The organism is Agarivorans sp. D1326, from assembly GCF_056958115.1.
The window spans coordinates 15,236-36,177 of sequence record NZ_JBTWEN010000002.1; the positions used below are offsets into that span (position 1 = coordinate 15,236).

The 20,942-nt window shown below is 41.6% G+C and carries 14 protein-coding genes and 5 tRNA genes; 13 read left to right on the forward strand and 6 right to left on the reverse strand.

Annotated features, from left to right (window positions below; all coding sequences use genetic code 11):
- Positions 1-58: 58 nt before the first annotated feature.
- The 4 genes from ACYFDN_RS03925 (at position 59) to ACYFDN_RS03940 (ending at position 6,175) form a co-directional block, all read left to right on the forward strand.
- Complete coding sequence (locus ACYFDN_RS03925; protein ID WP_483510057.1) at positions 59-3,397, forward strand: alpha-L-rhamnosidase-related protein; 3,339 nt, start codon at positions 59-61, stop codon at positions 3,395-3,397.
- Positions 3,398-3,642: 245 nt separating this feature from the next.
- Positions 3,643-3,810, forward strand: coding sequence for a DUF2256 domain-containing protein (locus tag ACYFDN_RS03930; protein WP_483510058.1), 168 nt, complete (start codon positions 3,643-3,645; stop codon positions 3,808-3,810).
- Positions 3,794-5,377 carry a cryptochrome/photolyase family protein gene (locus ACYFDN_RS03935; RefSeq protein WP_483510059.1) on the forward strand — a complete coding sequence of 528 codons (1,584 nt, stop codon included), beginning with the start codon at positions 3,794-3,796 and terminating at the stop codon, positions 5,375-5,377. Before ACYFDN_RS03930 ends, ACYFDN_RS03935 begins: the two co-directional genes overlap by 17 nt.
- 465 nt (positions 5,378-5,842) lie before the next feature.
- A complete protein-coding gene (locus tag ACYFDN_RS03940) occupies positions 5,843-6,175 on the forward strand; it encodes a PBPRA1643 family SWIM/SEC-C metal-binding motif protein (protein WP_483510060.1) in 333 nt (110 codons plus the stop codon).
- 31 nt (positions 6,176-6,206) lie between these two features.
- Here the strand turns inward: ACYFDN_RS03940 and ACYFDN_RS03945 are convergent, their stop codons facing one another.
- On the reverse strand, positions 6,207-6,737 hold the full coding sequence (locus ACYFDN_RS03945; protein ID WP_152784922.1) for a YaeQ family protein: 531 nt from the start codon (positions 6,735-6,737) through the stop codon (positions 6,207-6,209).
- A 94-nt stretch (positions 6,738-6,831) separates the two neighbouring features.
- Positions 6,832-8,370 carry a DUF3369 domain-containing protein gene (locus ACYFDN_RS03950; RefSeq protein ID WP_483510061.1) on the reverse strand — a complete coding sequence of 513 codons (1,539 nt, stop codon included), beginning with the start codon at positions 8,368-8,370 and terminating at the stop codon, positions 6,832-6,834.
- A 187-nt stretch (positions 8,371-8,557) separates the two neighbouring features.
- On the opposite strand from ACYFDN_RS03950, the gene ACYFDN_RS03955 reads away from it, so the two are divergent.
- Positions 8,558-9,778: a GGDEF domain-containing protein gene (locus ACYFDN_RS03955; protein WP_483510062.1), complete on the forward strand. Its 1,221-nt coding sequence runs from the start codon at positions 8,558-8,560 to the stop codon at positions 9,776-9,778.
- A gap of 76 nt (positions 9,779-9,854) precedes the next feature.
- On the opposite strand, the gene ACYFDN_RS03960 is transcribed toward ACYFDN_RS03955, so the two are convergent.
- Positions 9,855-11,045 (reverse strand): amino acid aminotransferase, encoded by a 1,191-nt coding sequence (locus tag ACYFDN_RS03960; RefSeq protein ID WP_483510063.1) that lies wholly within the window; start codon positions 11,043-11,045, stop codon positions 9,855-9,857.
- Between the two features lie 215 nt (positions 11,046-11,260).
- Here ACYFDN_RS03960 and ACYFDN_RS03965 point away from each other — a divergent pair, with 215 nt between their 5' ends.
- Both ACYFDN_RS03965 and tpiA read left to right on the forward strand, forming a co-directional pair.
- A complete protein-coding gene (locus ACYFDN_RS03965; RefSeq protein WP_016401457.1) occupies positions 11,261-12,037 on the forward strand; it encodes an ElyC/SanA/YdcF family protein in 777 nt (258 codons plus the stop codon).
- A gap of 115 nt (positions 12,038-12,152) precedes the next feature.
- Complete coding sequence (gene tpiA / locus ACYFDN_RS03970) at positions 12,153-12,905, forward strand: triose-phosphate isomerase (protein WP_483510064.1); 753 nt, start codon at positions 12,153-12,155, stop codon at positions 12,903-12,905.
- Between the two features lie 59 nt (positions 12,906-12,964).
- Here the strand turns inward: tpiA and uvrB are convergent, their stop codons facing one another.
- Positions 12,965-14,974, reverse strand: coding sequence for an excinuclease ABC subunit UvrB (gene uvrB / locus ACYFDN_RS03975; RefSeq protein WP_406611399.1), 2,010 nt, complete (start codon positions 14,972-14,974; stop codon positions 12,965-12,967).
- Between the two features lie 637 nt (positions 14,975-15,611).
- On the opposite strand from uvrB, the gene ACYFDN_RS03980 reads away from it, so the two are divergent.
- From ACYFDN_RS03980 to ACYFDN_RS04005, 6 genes are all read left to right on the forward strand, one after another.
- A tRNA-Asn gene (locus ACYFDN_RS03980) sits at positions 15,612-15,687 on the forward strand.
- 30 nt (positions 15,688-15,717) lie between these two features.
- Positions 15,718-15,793 (forward strand) — tRNA-Asn (locus ACYFDN_RS03985).
- Between the two features lie 34 nt (positions 15,794-15,827).
- Positions 15,828-15,903 (forward strand) — tRNA-Asn (locus tag ACYFDN_RS03990).
- A 27-nt stretch (positions 15,904-15,930) separates the two neighbouring features.
- Positions 15,931-16,006: transfer RNA gene (locus ACYFDN_RS03995), tRNA-Asn, on the forward strand.
- 27 nt (positions 16,007-16,033) lie between these two features.
- Positions 16,034-16,109, forward strand: a tRNA-Asn gene (locus tag ACYFDN_RS04000).
- Between the two features lie 141 nt (positions 16,110-16,250).
- A complete protein-coding gene (locus tag ACYFDN_RS04005) occupies positions 16,251-18,095 on the forward strand; it encodes an EAL domain-containing protein (RefSeq protein ID WP_483510065.1) in 1,845 nt (614 codons plus the stop codon).
- Here the strand turns inward: ACYFDN_RS04005 and nrdG are convergent, their stop codons facing one another.
- Positions 18,096-18,566: an anaerobic ribonucleoside-triphosphate reductase-activating protein gene (gene nrdG / locus ACYFDN_RS04010; RefSeq protein ID WP_483510066.1), complete on the reverse strand. Its 471-nt coding sequence runs from the start codon at positions 18,564-18,566 to the stop codon at positions 18,096-18,098.
- A complete protein-coding gene (gene nrdD / locus ACYFDN_RS04015) occupies positions 18,567-20,687 on the reverse strand; it encodes an anaerobic ribonucleoside-triphosphate reductase (protein WP_483510067.1) in 2,121 nt (706 codons plus the stop codon).
- Positions 20,688-20,942: the final 255 nt, after the last annotated feature.

The window sequence follows — 20,942 nt, forward strand, 5'->3', positions numbered from 1 at the left end:
CATGTACTTTTTCATTAGAAAAAAGACACTAAATCAATAGCTAAAGTGGGAAAATTGAATGAAGACTTTACCAATTATGGGCAAAGGCTTAGTAAGTCTTGCGTCTGTATTAATATTGAATGGCTGCTTGTCTGATGACGAAACGTTAAATTGCCCTGATACTCAAACGCCAAACGCGGAAGGTACAGCTTGCGTAAGCCTAGCCCCCTACTCCGTGCCCTTATATCTGAAAGGAAGTTTTAGTGGTTGGTCAGCTGAAGAGCAATTCCAACTTGTTTATGACAGCGACATATACCGTTTAGACAACACAGAGTTTGCTGCTGGAGTACACGAGTTTAAAGTGGCTGACGAAAACTGGACCTTGGAAACAACCTTTACCGCTGACATTGATCAGCTTACTCAACTTAGTGCTGATACAGAATATCCCCTTGTTACCGGCGAAGCTGCTGCCAATATGGCTTTGGTGTTAAATAGCGCAGGCATATACGATTTTGTACTTAAAGTAGGTGATGATTTAAGCAGTCCGGTATTTAGCTATAGCGAAGATATTCCGCCTTTAGCACAAAAGATCTATGTGCGTGGCGGCTTTAACGGCTGGACTAGCGACGATGAACTTAAATACTTAGGCGATAATAAATACCAGCTTACTAAACAAATTTCTCCGGGTAATCACGAATTCAAAATTGCCTATGCCGACTGGTCTAGTGAATGGGTGCTGGACGCTGATAACGCGGTTGTAGCGACGCTAGATGAGAGTTATACCCTTAGTGATGGCGGGCCTAACAGCAGCTTTTTTGTAACCAAAACCGGCTTTTACCAATTTAATATTGATGCTAGCCAACCCTCTGCTTTGATATTTACAGTTACCGAAACCGATGGCAGTGGTGATGTATCGATTGATCCTCATTTAGACCATGAGTTAAGCACTGAATTGGTTTATGACAATGTATTAGATGATGATACAAGCAAAGCTAAGTTCTCGGTTAAAACTGCCAGTGAAGAGCTCCGAGAATACGCCCAATCTACCACTCAAGACTTACGAGACCCAGGTAACAACTACGTTGTTTATAAAGAACTAGCTGACCATGCAAAGACACGCACAGGTAATATTGCCTTTGATGCCCTGTTTGCTTTGGCTATCGACGAGACAGTTCAAAATAGTGTTAGTGAGATTGTGGACGACAACTATAACGGTGGCGAAGCCATTGACTGTAATTGCTTTGAAACAGGTGCTAAATGGCATTATGTTTGGACACGAGACTTATCCTACGCAGCTAACCTAGGTTTAGCTTTAGTAGACCCGCAGCGAGTTCAAAATTCATTAGAATTTAAGCTTTCTCCTTATCGTGAAGGACTTAGTAAACCTAGTTTTGCTAAAGGATCTAATGATGGATTACAAATAGTCCAAGACACTGGCACCGGTGGCAGTTGGCCTATTAGTACCGATAGAGTAGCTTGGGCCTTAGGGGCCGAAAAACTGTTACACAATTTAACTGGAGATGCCCGTAGCACTTTTGTTGCTAAAGCTTATTCGGCCTTAGTAAATACCTTAGAAAATGACCGAGTAGCAGCATTTGATGAGCAAGATGGTTTGTACCGTGGTGAGCAGTCGTTCTTAGATTGGCGTGAACAAAGCTATGCAAGTTGGATAGTAAACGACATCGCTAGCTTGGGTAGCAGCAAGGCTTTATCTACCAACGTGTTGCATTATAAAGCAATGCGACTGACAGAATCTTTAGCGAACGAGCTAGGCAACAGCGCAGAAGCAGTAAAGTATCAATCTTGGGCCAATGCGTTAAAAATCGCCATCAACCAAGAATTTTGGCTAGCAGACAAAGGCTTGTACAGCAGTATTATTGCTGGACATCAAGATACTGCGCCGCTATATAAGTTTGATTGGTTAGGACAAGCATTAGCTGTAGAAAGCGGCATTGCCGACGAAACACGCGCTGCAAGTGTTGTGGCCAATTATCCGCATGGTGATTTAGGCGCACCGGTTATTTTCCCCCAACAACCAAATATCGCGATTTACCATAACCGAGCGGTTTGGCCATTTGTAACGGCTTATGGCTTAAAGGCAGCAATTGCAACTGATAATGTTGCGGTTGCTGACGCCGCTTACGATACCTTAATACGAGCAGCCTCACTCAACATTTCTAACATGGAAAACCTTGAGTGGTTAAGCTTAAAACCCAACTTATTGGATATTAATAATCCAAGTTTGTCTGGTCCGGTGATTAACTCCACCCGGCAGCTTTGGTCGGTTGGTGCATACCTAGGAATGGTAATAGACAGTGTATTTGGCGTGCATACTAGTGAAGACGGTTTAACCCTTAAACCCTTTATCACCAGTAAACTACGAAGAGATATGTTTGCCGACAGCAGTACCATTAATTTAGAAGGGCTAACCCTTCGTGGCCATACCATTAATCTGCAAATCAACTTGCCAACAGCAAGCCAAGATAGCGGCTATTACCCTGTGCAAACTGTCAGCTTAAACGGGGTAAACTCGGGTACGACGATAGATTGGAGTGCATTGGCAGACATCAATAACATCGTGATCAACCTTGCTGATCTTGATGCCGGGAGTAGCGATATCACAATGGTTAGCGCTGAGCCTTTAGATAGTGTAAACCCAGCAATATTCGCACCTATAGAGCCAATGATTGAACGGGTATTTTTAGATGATGGTTTGTTGGCTGTGGAGATCAGCGATAATCAAAACAATACTGCAAGCACTTACCGTATTTACCGAAATGGAGAAATGATAGCCAGTAACCAAGTCTTAGGAGAATACAAAGATAGTGTTTCCCCGCAGCAAGGTGTAGCAGCTTGTTATAGTGCCGAGGCTGTATTTACCAGCTCTGGCACTGTATCGCATCGCAGCGCGCCACTATGTTACGCAGCAAGCCAAGAGATTAACGTAGATGACGCCAGGCTGGTTAGCAACGTTGAAGTAAGCCCAGCTGATACAGAAATTACCCAGGCTTATTTAAGCCAATGGGGAAAGACTAACGACAGCTTAGCCCTTAGTAACCTGCAAGTTGCTGTAAATGGCCACTACAATATTCAGCTTAAGTATCACAATGACCACAATGCAATTAACTTAGGTGTGACCAATGCGGTGAAGTGGATGGTTATTACAAATAGCGATGCAGACATTGTTGCGCAAGGCGTTGTACAAATGCCACATGCCCGCACCGTTAATAACACTAAACCGTTAGTCTACTCTACACCTCTAGTTGCGGATCTTGAGGCTGGAACTTACAGCTTATCAGTGCACGATTTTTACAACATGAGCTACTTAAATGCCAATAGTACCTTTACCGATACGCGTGACAGTGCAACTAATTTGGTTGATATAGCTGCTATTAAGATAGAACCTACCTTTAACTAAACCATCTTAGCCAGCAGCTCTACTGCTGGCTTTTCTTTCCCCCATGAATCTTGCAAATGCACTGGCCAGGCGCTTCATCTCCTAATATCAACTAGAAGGCAACTTGCCACTAATTAAGCACTTAGAGTGTTTGAGTGAACTTTCCTAATGGCTTATTCGTTACACCTTACACGTGTACAAGACTCAACAACCAAGTTATTTACGGTGAGTGGCGTAAAGTTGCAGCACAACATAGGGGCGAATCGATGAATAAGTCACAGCTTCCACAAAAGGTTTGCCCGGTATGTATGCGTTTGTTTAGCTGGCGAAAAAAATGGCAACGCGATTGGGCTCAGGTTAAGTATTGTTCTAAACGCTGTGCTGGCAACAAACATCAAACTAAAAACGAGTACATCCATGACTTTACAGGCTAAAAAAAGCTATAAAACCTTACGTTTAATATTAGGAGACCAACTAAATGCCAGCCATAGTTGGTTTAAACAGCAAGATGAGCAAACGCTCTACCTAATTGCAGAGTTACACCAAGAAGCCTGCTATACAGTGCACCATAGACAAAAGATAGCCGCCTTTTTTGCCGCAATGCAGCAGTTTGCATTTGCTTTGCAGACCGCTGGTCATCAAGTTGCTCATTTAACTTTGGACGATACTAAGCCCTTTAAAGATTTGCCTGCACTACTAGACCACCTAATAGAAAGCTACAGTATTCAACGTTTTGAATATCAACTGCCTGACGAATATAGGTTAAGAGAACAGCTAGCAAACTTTAGTGAGTCTCAACCTTTAAGTTCTATTGCTTACAGCACTGAACACTTTTACTTGCCGGATGAGGAAATTGACAAATATTTTCAAGCGAGTAAAAGTCATCGTTTGGAAAACTTTTATCGAAAGTTGCGACGTCGTTTTGATGTACTGATGGACGAGGATGTACCGCTTGGCGGTAAATGGAATTATGACGCGAATAATCGAAATAAACTCAAAGCCGACGATTTAGCTCATGTTCCTGCGCCTTTGCTATTTTCAAATGACGTTACCAGCATTCTTGAAAGAATTGATAAACATAAGATAAGTACAATAGGGCACGCTGATACCCAACTACTTTGGCCAGTTAACCGAAAACAAGCGACTCAATTGCTAAGTTTTTTCTGCGAGCAGTGTTTACCTCGTTTTGGACAATTCCAAGACTCAATGACTGGTAAGTTGTCTCTGTTAGACAAAGATAATGGATGGAGCTTGTACCATTCGCGGATTTCTTTTGCCTTAAACGCAAAAATAATTAGTCCTCAATACGTAGTAAAAACGGCAATCGAAGCGTTTGAACGAAGCGAAGGCAGGATTGATATCAGCCAGATTGAAGGCTTTGTTCGTCAAATTATCGGCTGGCGCGAATTTATACGAGGTGTGTATTGGGCAAACATGCCCGAGTACGCATCGCTAAATGCTTTAGAGGCTAAACGACAGTTACCAAGTTGGTTTTGGACTGGCGACACTAAAATGAATTGTTTGCGGCATGCTATCAAGCAATCGCTAGACTACTCTTACGCCCACCATATACAACGCTTAATGGTTACAGGAAATTTTTGTTTATTGGCTGGCATTGACCCTACCCTTGTCGACGATTGGTATTTAGGGATCTATATCGACGCTATTGAATGGGTCGAAATGCCCAACACTCGTGGGATGAGTCAGTTTGCAGATGGTGGCATTGTTGGCTCTAAAGCCTATGCTGCGAGTGGTAACTATATTAACAAAATGAGTGATTACTGCTCCAACTGCATTTACAAGGTGAATAAAACCACTGAAGACGAAGCTTGCCCCTTAAACTCTTTGTATTGGCACTTTATGGACAAACATCAGCACAAGATGGGAAACAATCCAAGAACCAAAATGGTGTTTAGTTCCTGGCTTAAAAAGTCCGAACAGCAACGCGTAGCAGTGATTAACAAAGCTAAGCATTGCTTAGATGATATCGAAAACCTTTAAACTCATCGTTGTTGAGTTTAGCCAAGTCTAAGCTCGGGTATTCGATGAATGAGAAATTCAAATTTTGAACCGCGTACACGGCATCGATGCATTAATTCTGTTGGTCATTACATCGCTAATTAACAAACTAAATTATAGGTAGCTTGAACACCGGACTTTGTCAAACTGTTAACATTGACAGTAACCAAATCGACGAGTAAGTGCTTTAATTTACTTAACTAATCGTTACAACGACTAGTTCTCGCGTTCTGTTCAACTTGAGAGTGGTTGGCTATGGCCACTCCCAACCCTAAACATTTGGTTGAATATGTTTTGCCTTTGTATTGCCACTTTTATTAAGTGGCTTTTTTTTGATCTTATTTCTGTGATGCCCTCATTACGCCCCTGCAACTTCCGTTTTAGTTTATTTGTGTAAAATATTACTGTATAAGCCTGCTCTAATTATTTTTATTAGGGGGTACATTCATGTCTAAGTTCTTTTTTAAGGGTCGTATCGAGAAAAAACCAAAACATGAAAGCTTCGGCTTTAACACAAAGCGTGATGTAAAAATTGGAACTGAAGAAAACCCTTTGCCGTTGTTGGTAAGCACTGAAGACCGAAAAGAAGAACTTCAACTGCGTGCTGCTGAGTATGGGATTGCGGTAAACGTTACGGTAGATTCCAAAGCTGAAGAAAACACTGAGCAGTTAGAGCTATTGATCGCCAAGCCAGCAACCAAGGTAGTAGAAAAAACGCCTAAACGTAATGACCCGTGTAGTTGTGGAAGTGGTAAAAAGTTTAAAAAGTGTTGCGGCTAAGAAGGAAGCTTAAACTTCCTTCATTCAAAAACTACTTTAAGTTCTTCCAGTGAATCTCAATTTCGTTTTCATCACTGGTTACATACGCAGATTCTTCGGTAATAGTGACTGACATATCCATGGTGCGTTGAGTAAAGCTGGCTAATGTAACCATTTCATCCCAACTCAACTGCCATACTTCTGCGTCCAACAGGTTTATTTTATTCTCTGTTTGTTGCCACCAGGTATCGGATTTTGAATTAAAGCTATACACCTTGGCGCGTTTAGCCGATCTGCTTGCTTTCTTAATTCGCTCTGGGCTTGGTTCGCCAACATCAATCCACAGTAGGGTGTCACCTTCTAAAGATTTTTGCCAAATGTCGGGTTGCTCTACTTCACTAAGTCCTTTGGTAAACTCTAACTCTGCTTCTGCATTCAAACAAAAAGCCATTGTACGCGCCATCATCCGCTCTAGGGTTTCTGAAGGATGCTGAGCAATAGTGAGGTTAATGGTGTCGTAGTAATTGCGGTTTAAATCCGATAGAGATATTCGCAATTTATAAATAGTAGGTTTAAGTGCCAAAAGAAGGCCCTTCTCAAAAGTTATGCTAAGCAGTGAACTTAGCTGAATAATGCTGTGAGAATGCGCCTTTTAAGGATAAAACTCAATAAAAAACTTAGTCGGGGTAAGCGTTTCTTATTTCGAGGAATTCATCAAAGTCATTTACAAGAATATCAACCAGTTGCGGGTCAAAATGCTTGCCTTTTTGCTCGATAATGAATTGCTTGATTTCGTCATTACTCCACGGCTCTTTGTAAGAGCGTTTAGAGCCTAAGGCATCAAATACATCAGTGATGGCCATGATACGACCAACCAGAGGAATATCTTCTCCAGCCAGCTGACGGGGATATCCGCTACCGTCCCATTTCTCATGGTGACATAAAGAGATCTCTGCACCTAAACGCGCAATAATTTTATTTGAATCGGCCAATAAGTCATAACCCACTTGCGCGTGAGTTTGCATAATCTTCCATTCTTCGGCATCTAACTTGCCGGGCTTATGTAAGATCGACTCAGGAATCGCAATTTTGCCGAGATCATGTAGCGGCGCCGCGTGTTTAAACGCTTCTACAAACTCGGGGTCAAAATCGAGCTTTTTAGCCATTAACTCACAAATTAACGATACTCGTTTTACATGAGAACCGGTTTCTTTACTGCGTTGCTCAATGGCATCACCAATAATGAATATCAGCTCTTTTTGAGTATCTTGAATTTCTTCTTTAATGGTGAGGTTTTCGAAAGTAAGTGCAATGTTGGTGGCGAAAACTTCAAGTAAGCCTTTTTCGATATCGTCTAAGGGGTTTTCATGTTGCACATACAATAGGCTAACGCTGCGGCTATCTGTTGGATAAAAGCCTACATAACAATTTTCGGTAACCAACGTTTTCTTCTCGTCCAACGCACGCTTGAGTAATTGTTTTACATCTTCGGGGATTTTACTTTGGTCGAAATTATATTCGTTATGCTCATTGGTAACAAAGTCACCAGTAGCAGCTAGCACGTTAAAAGATTGATGGCGCAGTACATCTTCGGTAAGCGTTGTAATATACATGGCTGAGCTTTCTAATTGGAAAAGCTCTACTAGTTGTTTTAGCACCGCTGAACCAAAGTGGTACAAGGTTTTACTTTTAAGTACCAAGGATGTGGATTCTATTACCTGCATCAAGCCTTGACGGTGACGCTCAATAAACAAAATATCTCGGTAGGAGCGAATGGCCGAATAGGTAATGGTTTTTAACTTAGTGGCTGTTAACTCGGTTTTACTTTTGTAATCGTTGATATCGTAGTCTTTGATCACCGATTCTTCTGGTGCTTGGCCTGGTTGTCCAGTTCGCAAAATTAGACGTGTTGCATGATTTTCTTTTATTTCTCGAATCCACCTAACCAGTTCTAAACCTGCATGGTCGGTTTCCATTACTACGTCTACAAGTGCGATGGCAATATCGTTATGTTCTTCAAACATTCGTTGCGCTTCTTCAGCACTGTATGCTGATAAAAACTCGAGCTTATAACCATCAATCTCCACATCAGACAATACTAATCGTGTTACAGAATGAATTTCGGCTTCATCATCTATGACCAGTAACTTCCATGTTGGTCTGGTAACTTCTTCTGAAGGCTCGTCGATATCATCGATGAAAAGAAAGTCACTCATGCCCTGCTCCATTATTCTTAGTTACACTAAAATTAGAACAGCAACTGCATAATATCAAAGACTATTATGCAGTTGCTGAAGAAAACTTAGAAGCTAAGCGCGTTATTGCTTCGTTATTGCTTCGTTATTGATTCAAAAACTAGTAATAGTTCGATAAAATCGATTCAAACTCAATCACTTGAAATCTATGGAAAGTAGACTTACAAGCCAAAACATACTGCCTCCTGTAATCATTTTATCGATAGCGACTGCATTGCTTATTTGGCATTCATCTTTATCGGCGAATACTCAAGATATTATTTATTGGATGCCTTACGGTTTAGCTGCAATTACCGCAATGTTAGCGCTGCAATTTAACCGCCGACAACTTATTGCTGTGGTCATTGTAAACACCTTTAGCTACTGGATTATCGCCAGTTACCTTCAGCAACCACTAAGTATTCCGGAAGCAAAATTTGCTTTTACAGTGGTGTGTTTGTTCATCCCAATTAACTTGGTGTTGAATCAGTTCATTAATGAAAATGGCAGTACTACTCCGAGAGCAATCGCCATTTATGTATTTTTGTTAGTACAGATGGCGAGTATATCGCTAGCTCTTAACTTTTTTGTTGCCGACACTTCAGAGTTTATTACCGAATGGTTTGAGCCTAGACCTAGAGAAGGTTTAGTCATGAGCTTAGCTGCACTGGGCTTGTCTGTGGTTTGTATCGTGGCGGCTTTTTTTCGCTGGGCGTATAAGTCTACCAGTTTAACCATCGGGTTATTTTTTAGCTTTGTCGCAAGCCTATTCCCACTGATGTTTTTAGACCGTGAAGCTATCTCTTCGGTATTTTTCACCGCGTCTATGCTTATCATGCTTTATGCGGGATTTAGAGCTTCTCATGAACTGGCTTACCGCGATGAGTTAACCGGCTTACTTGGTAGACGGATGCTTTTTGAAAAACTTGCTGGTATGTCAAAAAATTACAGCCTAGCAATGGTAGACATTGATCACTTTAAAAAGTTTAACGACACTTATGGTCACGACGTTGGAGATGACGTGTTAGCTATGGTGGCATCTAAACTTGATCAAATTGAAGGTGGTGGCCAAGTATTTCGCTACGGCGGTGAAGAATTCACCGTACTATTTAAGGGTAAGAAGCTTGATCATGCTATTGCGTTTTTAGATGACATTCGTGAAATTATCTCGGAAACCCCATTTGCAATTAGAGATAAAACCAGCCGAGATAAGGGTGACAAAACCGCTCGAAACGAAGAAGCCAAACCTAAAAATACTGTTCAAATTACTGTAAGTATTGGTGTAGCAGAAAAAGCAAATCATCACGCCAATGCCGAAGAAGTGATAAAGGAAGCTGACAACGCGCTTTATAAAGCGAAGAACAAAGGCAGGAATATTGTTGTTGGTTAAACTAGAAACCAAAAAAGCTAAATAAAAAGGGTTAAACGATAAACGTTTAACCCTTTTTTTGTATCTAAACCAGTGCTTATACTACTGCGGCAATAGCAGCACAAAGCGCTTCCATGTTGTCTTTAGTCATACCAGCTACGCTAATACGACCAGAACCAACGATGTATACGCCATGTTCTTCTTTTAGGGTTTGTACTTGCTCTTTCGATAACCCGGAGAATGAGAACATACCGTTTTGGCGTTGAATAAAGCTGTAATCACCAGTTGCGCCTTTAGCGGCTAAAGTTGCTACGAACAAATCGCGCATTTCTTTAATACGGTCACGCATTTCAGCTACTTCTGCTACCCATTGCGCTTTTAACTCAGCATCTTGTAAAATCGTGGTTACTACCGCAGCACCATGTGATGGTGGGTTTGAGTAGTTCGCACGAATACCAGCTTTAACTTGGCTAAAAGCTGTTGCACCTTGCTCTTTATCAGCCGCAACTAAGGTAAATGCACCAACACGTTCGTTGTATAAACCAAAGTTCTTAGAGAAAGAACTAGCTACAAGTAGCTCTTTAATCTGTTTAGCGAAGATACGTAAACCTGCTGCATCTTCTTCAACGCCAGTCGCAAAACCTTGGTAAGCAAAATCAAACAAAGGCAGTGCTTTTTTAGCTGCAGTTAAGCTGGCTAGCTGTTCCCATTGTGCTTGAGTAGGGTCGATACCCGTTGGGTTGTGACAACAACCGTGGAATAGCACCAAGTCACCTTCAGCAACTTGCTCTAAAGACGTCACCATTGCGTCAAAGTCGAGGTCTTTAGTATCAGCATTGTAGTAGTCGTATGCTTTAACTTCTAAGCCAAGCGCTTTAAATATGTTGCCGTGGTTAGCCCACGTTGGGTTGCTTACCCAAACAGTGCGCACACCCAAATGGTTGTAAGCAAATTCAGCCGCGTTATGCAGAGCGCCGGTTCCACCAGGAGATTGAGCGGTAAATCCGCGTTGGCTAGCTACGATTTCACTGTCTTCACCAAAAAGTAACTTTTGAACTTCTTTACCGTAAGCCGGGTTACCTTCAATACTAAGGTAAGATTTGGTGGCTTCGTTTTCTAAAAGACGTTTTTCGGCGATTTTAACGGTAGCTAAAACCGGGGTTTGACCTGCTTCATTCTTGTAAATGCCAACACCAAGATTGATTTTGTTAGGACGGGCGTCAGCTTTAAAAGCTTCAGTTAATCCTAAGATTGGATCTGCGGGGGCTGCGGATACGCGCTCAAACATATTTTCCTCACTGCTAATTACATACCTGTATGGTGCGAAGATTACCTTAAGTCGCTAAACCTGTCTTTAGTCACAGAAAAAAATTTCGGGAAAATTTTGATTTAACGCATTAATTTGGATTAAGCCGCTATTTTTGGTAATTTTTAAGGTCTGTGATTCCACCGAAGAGTGCAATCAATTAAGATGCCTGTAAGGCTTATGAGAGAAACCACTATATGGATTTAAGTTTAGGTTTTATCGTAAAAAAATGGTTAGGCTCGCTACTGATGCCGCTTAACATTTCGTTGTTCTTTTTGTTGCTCTCTTTTTATTTCGGCATAACAAAACGTCCCTACCGCGCTGCAGCGACTTTAGTCCCTGCTTTGGCAATATTGTTGGTTACCAGCAACCCTTGGTGGGTAAATCAACAGTTGCTAGAAAATGAACGAGTATTAAAGGCGCCAAGTCAGCTTGTCGATAGTTTCGACTTTGTAGTGGTACTAGGCGGTGGTCATATTAGTGATCCAATGCTCTCGCCTACTGAGCAGCTTAGTCGCTCATCGTTTGCGCGTATCACAAAAGGGATTGAGTTAAGTTTAGTTAATCCCCAGAGCCGTTTAATTGTATCGGGCTATGGCGGTAGCGATCCAAACAGCAATGCTGAGCTTATGGAAAAAGTAGCAAGGCAAGCTAACATTCCTCCTGCCAACATTATTACCATTCCTAAAGCTAAAGATACCGAGCAAGAAGCTGCCGTGATTGCTACCTACATAGGACAACGCCCTACCGCGTTGGTGACTAGCGCTACTCATATGAAGCGTGCACTGCAACATTTCAACAAGTACTCAAGCAATATTAGCCCTGTACCTACTGATTACCTTGGAAAAGAAGTTCAAGGAGAACAAAGGCTTTATGAGTTTTTGCCCGATGCGCGCTTTATTCATAGGTACGATGCTTTATGGCACGAAAAACTTGGGATTTGGTGGCAAAAAATACGTACTTATTTTTCTTAATCGTTTGTTTTAGATCAGCAATTTACAGTTTTAGGCAGATAATTTCGCGGAAACACTACGTTTTTGTAATTTATTCACTATAATCGAGCCAATTTATTTAAAGGAGAGACGCACAATGAGAACACCTCTTGTAATGGGTAACTGGAAACTAAACGGTACTAAAGATTCTGTTACCGCATTAGTAAATGGCTTAATCGAACCAGCTAAAGCAGCTACTAACGTGCAAACTGCAATTTGCCCACCAGTAGTATTTTTAGGTCAAGTTGAAGCCTTAGTGGGTGATGCTCCAATCGCTTACGGTGCACAAGATGCAAGCGTAAACACCTCTGGTGCATTCACTGGTGAAAACTCTCCAGTAATGTTGAAAGAATTTGGTTGTACTTACAACCTAGTGGGCCACAGCGAGCGTCGTCAGTACCACAACGAAACTGATGCTGTAGTTGCTGCTAAATTCAAAGCGATTCAAGAAAATCAACTAGTACCTGTACTATGTATTGGTGAAACTCTTGAAGAAAACGAAGCAGGTAAAACAGAAGCTGTAGTTGAAACTCAACTTAAAGCTGTTATCGACCTTTGTGGTGTTGAAGCATTAGAAAATGCTGTTATCGCGTACGAGCCTGTTTGGGCTATCGGTACTGGTAAATCTGCTACTTCTGAGCAAGCTCAAGCTATTCACGCTCACATTCGTAGCTGGTTAGCAGCGCAAAGCGCAACTGTTGCTGAAAAAGTTCAAATTCTTTACGGTGGTAGTGTTAAAGCTGCTACGGCTAAAGAGCTTTTCTCTCAACCAGACATTGATGGCGCGCTAGTTGGCGGTGCTTCTCTAATGGCTGAAGAGTTTGGCTCGATTATCGCTGCAGCAAACTAAGATTAGTTCTATTAAAAAGCCGCTGTATATACAGCGGCTTTTTTTTATGCCTTTTGCAGCTAACTCATTTTTACCAGTTGCTCTTGCAGTTCATTTATTTCATCTCTTACCGCTGCAGCCTGTTCAAATTCTAACTCTTTTGCATGATTGATCATTTGCTTTTCTAGTTGCGCAATATTCTTCAACATTATTTCAGGCGTAAGTGCTGCGTACTTAGCTTTGGGCTCTGCCGCTTGAAGTACTTTACTCTTCCCAAAATTACTAATATCAACTACTTTCTTGTTGAGTTTTTGCGGAACTATACCGTTATCAAGGTTGAACTGATGCTGGATTTCTCTGCGTCGATTATTTTCACCAATTGCCCGTTCCATAGAGCCTGTGATCTTGTCGCCATAAAGAATCGCTTTACCTTGAGGATGACGCGCAGCCCGGCCAATGGTTTGAATTAAAGAGCGCTCTGAGCGAAGGAACCCTTCTTTGTCGGCATCGAGTATGGCTACCAGCGATACTTCAGGCATATCTAGGCCTTCTCGTAACAAGTTAATACCCACAAGCACGTCAAATACTCCCATACGCAAATCACGGATGATCTCTACCCTTTCTACGGTATCAATATCCGAGTGCAAATAACGCACTTTAACTTGATGCTCAGTGAGGTATTCGCTTAAATCTTCGGCCATTCTTTTGGTAAGCGTGGTCACCAATACCCGTTCATCGATTGCCGTGCGTATACGAATTTCTGACAACAAATCGTCGACTTGAGTATTTACTGGGCGAACCTCTATTTCTGGGTCTAATAAACCTGTTGGCCTAACTACTTGTTCAACAAACTCTTGGTTAGTTTTTTCTAACTCATAATTACTTGGCGTAGCTGATACAAATATGGTTTGTGGTGCGATTTGCTCAAACTCTTCAAACTTAAGAGGCCGATTATCCAAGGCAGAAGGTAAACGGAATCCGTAGTTAACCAAATTTTCTTTGCGCGAGCGGTCACCTTTATACATCGCGCCAATTTGAGGCACAGTTACGTGTGACTCATCAATGATAAGGATACCGTCGGCAGGTAAGTAATCTAATAATGTTGGTGGTGGCTCGCCTGGGGCGCGAGTTGATAAGTATCGAGAATAATTTTCGATACCTGAGCAATACCCTAGTTCGTTCATCATTTCGATATCGAACAATGTACGCTGGGAAATTCGCTGCTCTTCAATTAACTTGTTAGCATCTAACAGCTGCTTTTTGCGCTCGTTTAACTCTTCTTTTATTGAGGAGATAGCATTAAGAATAGTTTCTCGCGGCGTTACATAGTGGGTCTTAGGGAAAATAGTCACCCTTGCCATTACCGCCTCTTCTGCTCCAGTAAGTGGATCAAAGCTGCTAAGCCGTTCTACTTCGCCATCAAACAATTCAATTCTTACTGCATTCTTATCAGACTCTGCTGGAAATACGTCAATCACGTCTCCACGAACTCTGAAGGTAGAACGTTGGAAGGCAGCATCATTACGCGAATATTGTAATTCTGCCAGTCGGCGAAGAATGGCGCGTTGGTCAATCATATCGCCGACACTTAGGTGCAACATCATTTGTAAATAGGACTGAGGATCACCTAAACCGTAAATGGCCGATACCGAAGCTACCAATACTACGTCTCGTCGCTCCAATAAGGCCTTAGTCGCAGACAGCCGCATTTGTTCTATGTGAGAGTTAACTGATGCATCTTTCTCTATGAATGTGTCAGTGGTCGGCACATAGGCTTCAGGTTGATAGTAGTCATAGTAAGAAACAAAAAACTCTACCGCATTATTAGGGAAGAACTCTTTCATTTCGCTATAAAGCTGAGCGGCTAAGGTTTTGTTTGGCGCTAAAACTATAGTTGGCCGATTTTGCTCTGCGATCACATTCGCTACTGTAAATGTTTTTCCAGAACCGGTAACCCCTAGTAGCGTTTGATGAGCTAGCCCATCTTCTAAGCCTTCTATTAGACTTGAAATAGCCGTTGGCTGATCTCCAGCCGGTTTGTATTCCGATACTAGATCAAATGGTTTTTTCACTGCTCTACTACCAATCATCTGAAAGTTTTATCATTGGTCCATTCTACGCAAAACCTAGCGATAACAAAAAGGCGTATTAGTCTTGTACAGAAAATTAGCGTTGTTTAGCAGAGAATATCGCAAACAGAAAATCGATAGCAGATAACCCTAAATTGTGCACAGTAAGAAGATTGTAACGAAAAGTAATGCACAACACTTTTTTTGTAAAAGCAACAACTTTTTTTATAGGTTAAAAATTGTGCTTTTACACCAATAATTAAATAAGCCATTGAATAATAATGATTAAATGAAAAACAGATGTAGATCAAATTTAGGCTCGTGCTAGGTATCTAGTAGGCTGTAGCCCATAAGCGACTTTTAATGCACACAGTTATCCACAAAATCAGTGGATAAGTCACGCTAACTACCAGCACCAAAGGCTTTTACATATTGTGCATAATTATTAGGCAATCAAGCTTAGCTATAAAAAAATTTGTTTTTATGAATATTAATTATCTGCGCATTTTTTATACCAGCTGAACAAGTTTCGATCTGTAGTTTGCAACAACTGGATGTAAGTTGAGCAAACAAACAGAAATTGTCATTTTTGACGTAGAATTAGTTGACACTTATAGGGGCAATTATTACTATGCGCCCCGCACTTAAGCAAAGCGATTCCCCAATAGCTCAGTTGGTAGAGCGGTGGACTGTTAATCCATGTGTCGTTGGTTCAAGCCCAACTTGGGGAGCCAAATCTCCTTTGCTAAGTGATAAATCAAGATTCCCCAATAGCTCAGTTGGTAGAGCGGTGGACTGTTAATCCATGTGTCGTTGGTTCAAGCCCAACTTGGGGAGCCAATCTTGATTACAATAGGTCGATACCTTATATGATTCCCCAATAGCTCAGTTGGTAGAGCGGTGGACTGTTAATCCATGTGTCGTTGGTTCAAGCCCAACTTGGGGAGCCAATCATATAACTAGATATACCTTACGATTCCCCAATAGCTCAGTTGGTAGAGCGGTGGACTGTTAATCCATGTGTCGTTGGTTCAAGCCCAACTTGGGGAGCCACTCCTTTTATCTAGTAAGCCTTATAATTCCCCAGTAGCTCAGTTGGTAGAGCGGTGGACTGTTAATCCATGTGTCGTTGGTTCAAGCCCAACCTGGGGAGCCACATTTTTATCACTTCCTGTTATACCCTTTCCGATATTTGTTAATCACTAAATATATTACTTAATCCTAAGCATCTGATAGATAAGTCTAATGTTTGCATGTATCATTATTAGAGATCGCTGATTTATTAAACAGGTAGGATATGAAAGGCCTTAGAACATTTTTTGTTGTAAATGCTTTTTTATTTATCGCGCTATGGATTGCGCTGGTGGGTGTACATGTACAGTTGTTTAAACTTGATCTGGCCCGTGAAAATCAGCAGATAAACACCCTGCTCTCTCTGCAATTGACCAGAATTGACCAGCTCAATCAAGAGTATCTAGCGACTTTACGCGACCAACACCAACTTAGTTTTATCTCTACACAGTTAGCTGTTGATAATACTTTGGCATTGGTTGGTGCGCCGCAGCATTGGTTAGTTGACTTAGCCGAACCTAGTAAAACGTCAATGCAAACCATTGCAGTAGATAAGTTCCAAGTAAACTTTAAACCCTCATTTGAATTTGTTAGTGACGGATACTTGCGCCTCTACCTAACCATCGCAGCGCTTTGTGCAATGGGCTACATGTTAACCAGCCTTCTTTATATACGAGCTATGTCTCGGGTTAAAAGTAAGCTCAAAAAGCTGGTTAATGCGGATCGATTAGTTGATGAAAAGCCGGTGCTTGGTGCAGTTGGCGAGTTAATTAAGGATCAGAAACAGCAGTTTACTCAGCAAATCCGCCAACAAAAACATGCAATTCAACAACTAGAGAAGCAAGTTGCCCTAGACCCATTAACTGGCCAATTTAATCGACACTCGTTCCGCCAAAAAATGCAGGAAATGTTAAAGACAACACCCAAAGATACGGTTTTGTTTTTGGTTAGAGCTTCGCAACTTGAAGAAATCAATAAAGCACGTGGCCACCAAGCTGGCGATGACTATATTAGAGATATCGCAAAAATCATCGATGTTAATCGCAAAGATTATTCATCAAGCAGCTTATTTAGACTTTTGGGAGCCGAGTTTGCCCTGGTATTGCCTAAATTCCCGGCCAGCCGAGTTAGCCAAGTCGCTCAGGGACTAAAAAGCTCTCTAAACGAGTACAGCAACGGTAAGCAAATGCAAAGTGCAGCCTATACCGGCGTAACCGAGCTTAAAAGTGGTGACTCCATTGAACGAGTAATTGCTCGTGCTGATGCGGCCCTAGCTATTGCCCAAAGCCTATCTCCCAATGGTTGGGAAATAGTGCTCGAAGATGACGAAACGTTAGAAAGTAGTGAACTACAATGGCACTCAACTATTAGCTCGCTTATTAACAAAAATAACTTCCGCCTAGCTTCACAAGCCATTCAGTCGTTACATCGCACCATGCCGGCGTACCATGAAGTATTTATTCGCTTTTTAAGTGACAACAACCAGCAGCTTCCTACCGAAACAACCATGGTAATGGCACAGCGCCTGGGCATGATATTAGAGCTAGAAAAAGCAACAATTGGCTACATCTTGCATACCATCTCTGGACAAAACGCTGAATACCGCTGGGGGATAAACCTAAGTAAACTTATCTTAACTGACCCAGATTTTTGTTCTTGGCTAACCCAACAGCTACTTACCTACCCTAATTTAAAATCTCGGGTTGTTTTCGAGTTAGAAGAAGAAATTTTGGATATGCACTTGAGCAACGCCAGAAAGCTGTTTGAAGTACTTCGCCGAAACAGTTGCCACACTGCAATTTCAGATTTTGGTAACGGTATTGGCTCGTTTAAATTGTTTAAAGAGCTCAAGCCTAACTATGTGAAGATAAGTAGCGATTTAGTGCAAGCACTAGAAAGTGACAAAGCTAATCAGCAATTCGTGAGTATGCTGGTAGAGGTATCGCATCGTTTAGGTTGCCAAGTAATTGCTCAAGGTGTTGAAACCTTAGAGCAAAAACAGCTACTTGAATCTATGTATGTCGATAGCTTGCAGGGCTACTTAATCTCTCGCCCTGAGCTTATTGCTTAACTACTGCAGAGGTTGGCAGTGAATAATTTGATTACTACTGCCTCGCCATTGTAATTTAGGATCGGCCAGCTCTTGTTCAAATTTACCGTCAATTAAGGTATCAACTTGTTTAACAATTGCCTGCTGTTGCGGGTTTAATTCTTGAAGTTTATAGCCTGTCCACATCCAAATATCTTTGCCTTCGCACTCTTTTCTTACGCGCTCAACTAATCGTTGTACTGCGTCTAAGTTATTTGGATGCAATGGATCTCCACCGCTCAAGCTAAGCCCTTTACGTCGAATCCTAGAATCGTTCAAATCATCTATAATCTGTTGTTCTAAGTCATCGGTATACAGGTGGCCTGAATCACAGCGCCAAGATTTCTGGTTATAACAACCTCGACATTGGTGCTCGCAACCAGCAACAAACAAGGTACAGCGCGTACCTTGCCCGTTAACTACGTCGACCGAATGGTAACTCAAATAGTTCATTTACAGATGTTTCACTCGGCGTTTAACTTCTTCTTGCTTACCATAGTTAAATGGTCGAGCATCAGGGCTACCTAAATAGCCACATACTCGTCGAGTAACAGACACCTTACTAGACTCGGTATTACCACAAGAAGGACACTCAAAGCCTTTACTGGTGCAGTTAAACTCGCCAGTGAAGTCACATTCGTAACATTCGTCAATAGGCGTATTTGTACCGTAATACGGAACGCGACTATAGCTATAATCCCAAACATCTTCTAAGGCTTCAGTATTGTGCTGCATGTTTGGGTATTCACCGTAACAAATAAAGCCGCCGCTAGTTACTGAAGGGTAAGGCTGTTCAAAATCTATTTTGTCGAAGGGGTTTACCTTCTTTTCTACATCTAAGTGGAAACTATTGGTGTAATAACCTTTATCTGTTACACCCTCGATTACACCAAACTTTTTGGCGTCTAAACGGCAGAAGCGATCACATAGGTTTTCACTTGGGGTGCTGTATAAACTAAAGGCGTAACCACTTTCTTTTTCCCAACGTAAAGTGGCTTGTTTTAACGCAGTAACAATACCAATAGCTTTTTGTTGTAACTGTTTATTGTCGTAAACGTGTTCACCGTTTCCGTATAGCGCGTTCACAGTCTCATGCAAACCGATGTAACCCAAAGAAATTGACGCACGACCATTTTCGAAGATTTTAGATACGTCATCTTCGGCATTTAACCGAACGCCACAAGCGCCTTCCATGTATAGGATTGGAGCGACTTTGGCTTTAACGCCTTTAAGGCGAGAGATGCGGCTATCTAAACCATGTTTCGCAACACTTAAACGTTGTTCAAGTAGTTCGAAGAAACGTTGTTCATCACCTTTAGCTTCAATAGCAATGCGAGGTAAATTTAAGCTCACTACACCAAGGTTATTACGACCATCGTGAATGTCTTTACCTTCTTCTTGGTAGTGACCTAAGAAACTACGACAGCCCATAGGGGTTTTAAACGAACCTGTTACTTCAACAACTTTGTCGTAGTTTAAAATATCTGGGTACATGCGTTTTGATGCACATTCCAAAGCTAACTGCTTAATATCGTAACTTGGATCATCTTTCTTATGGTTTAAGCCGTCTTTAATGGCAAATACCAGCTTAGGGAATACTGCCGTTTTGGCATTTTTACCTAATCCGGCAATACGGTTCTCTAAGATTGAGCGCTGAATTAATCGCGAGGCCCAGCATGAGCCTAAGCCAAAACCAAAGGTAACAAATGGCGTTTGCCCATTCGCAGTGTGTAAGGTATTTACTTCATACTCTAAAGACTGGAATGCATCATGACATTCCTTTTCGGTTTGCGCTTTAGCGTAAGCTTCGGCGTCGGCTATTTGCCATTTTTTGGCAGTAGCTAAGTGTTTTTCATGGCTTTTAGTGACGTAAGGAGAAAGAATCTCGTCGATGCGGTTAATCGTCGTGCCACCATAAATATGGCTGGCTACTTGAGCGATGATCTGGGCTGTTACTGCAGTTGCTGTTGAAATTGATTTTGGGGTTTCAATTTCAGCGTTACCCATTTTAAATCCGCCGGTTAACATGCCTTCTAAGTCGATTAGCATGCAGTTAAACATTGGGAAAAATGGTGCGTAATCTAAATCGTGAAAATGAATTTCGCCAGTTTCGTGAGCTTTTACTACATCTCGCGGAAGCAAATGAGTTTTAGCGTAGTGTTTTGCCACAATACCCGCTAACAAATCGCGTTGAGTAGGAATAACCTTACTATCTTTATTCGCATTTTCGTTAAGTAACGCGGCATTGCTTTGTTCAACCAAACCACGGATCTCAGCATTTAACACGCTGCGCTTTTCACGAGCAACGTCGCGGTCGTGACGATATTCAATGTAAGCACGTGCTAAAGTCTTGTTATCACTTTCCATTAAGTAGTTTTCAACAGATGATTGAATATCGTTGATATCTACTTCAGGTAAGTTCAAAAACTGTTCTGTTACTTGTTGGGCAATTTGCAATGCAACTAGGTTGTCCTTAACACCTAAAGCTTCAGCTGCTTTTAGCACTGCATCAACAATCCGCTTTGCGTCGTAAGGTACACGGCTTCCGTCTCGTTTTATCACGACTGTTTTCACGATTTACGCTCCAATTTCACTCACTCATTAAATAAAAAACTGTGGAACCCGCGCCACTAAAGGCTTCTAACAAAGAAACGCTCAAAAAAGCATCCAATGTGATGGTTATCCATATATTGTGGTTAAGGATTTTAGATCCCACTAGATATAGTAGTCGAGAGATTTTAAGGATAAAGCAAATACAAATGATCGAGATCAATCGAAGGGTAAAAAGTAAATTTAACCGCTCAAAAATGATTCACAACTCACAGCAAA

Excerpts from the sequence above, each read along its gene's own strand:
- ACYFDN_RS03925 (WP_483510057.1), top strand. The coding sequence starts at position 59 with ATGAAGACTTTACCAATTATGGGCAAAGGCTTAGTAAGTCTTGCGTCT.
- uvrB (WP_406611399.1), bottom strand. The coding sequence starts at position 14,974 with ATGATTGGTAGTAGAGCAGTGAAAAAACCATTTGATCTAGTATCGGAA.
- ACYFDN_RS03955 (WP_483510062.1), top strand. The coding sequence starts at position 8,558 with ATGGAAAGTAGACTTACAAGCCAAAACATACTGCCTCCTGTAATCATT.
- ACYFDN_RS03950 (WP_483510061.1), bottom strand. The coding sequence starts at position 8,370 with ATGAGTGACTTTCTTTTCATCGATGATATCGACGAGCCTTCAGAAGAA.
- nrdG (WP_483510066.1), bottom strand. The coding sequence starts at position 18,566 with ATGAACTATTTGAGTTACCATTCGGTCGACGTAGTTAACGGGCAAGGT.
- ACYFDN_RS04005 (WP_483510065.1), top strand. The coding sequence starts at position 16,251 with ATGAAAGGCCTTAGAACATTTTTTGTTGTAAATGCTTTTTTATTTATC.
- ACYFDN_RS03965 (WP_016401457.1), top strand. The coding sequence starts at position 11,261 with ATGGATTTAAGTTTAGGTTTTATCGTAAAAAAATGGTTAGGCTCGCTA.
- tpiA (WP_483510064.1), top strand. The coding sequence starts at position 12,153 with ATGAGAACACCTCTTGTAATGGGTAACTGGAAACTAAACGGTACTAAA.
- ACYFDN_RS03940 (WP_483510060.1), top strand. The coding sequence starts at position 5,843 with ATGTCTAAGTTCTTTTTTAAGGGTCGTATCGAGAAAAAACCAAAACAT.
- ACYFDN_RS03935 (WP_483510059.1), top strand. The coding sequence starts at position 3,794 with ATGACTTTACAGGCTAAAAAAAGCTATAAAACCTTACGTTTAATATTA.
- ACYFDN_RS03960 (WP_483510063.1), bottom strand. The coding sequence starts at position 11,045 with ATGTTTGAGCGCGTATCCGCAGCCCCCGCAGATCCAATCTTAGGATTA.
- ACYFDN_RS03930 (WP_483510058.1), top strand. The coding sequence starts at position 3,643 with ATGAATAAGTCACAGCTTCCACAAAAGGTTTGCCCGGTATGTATGCGT.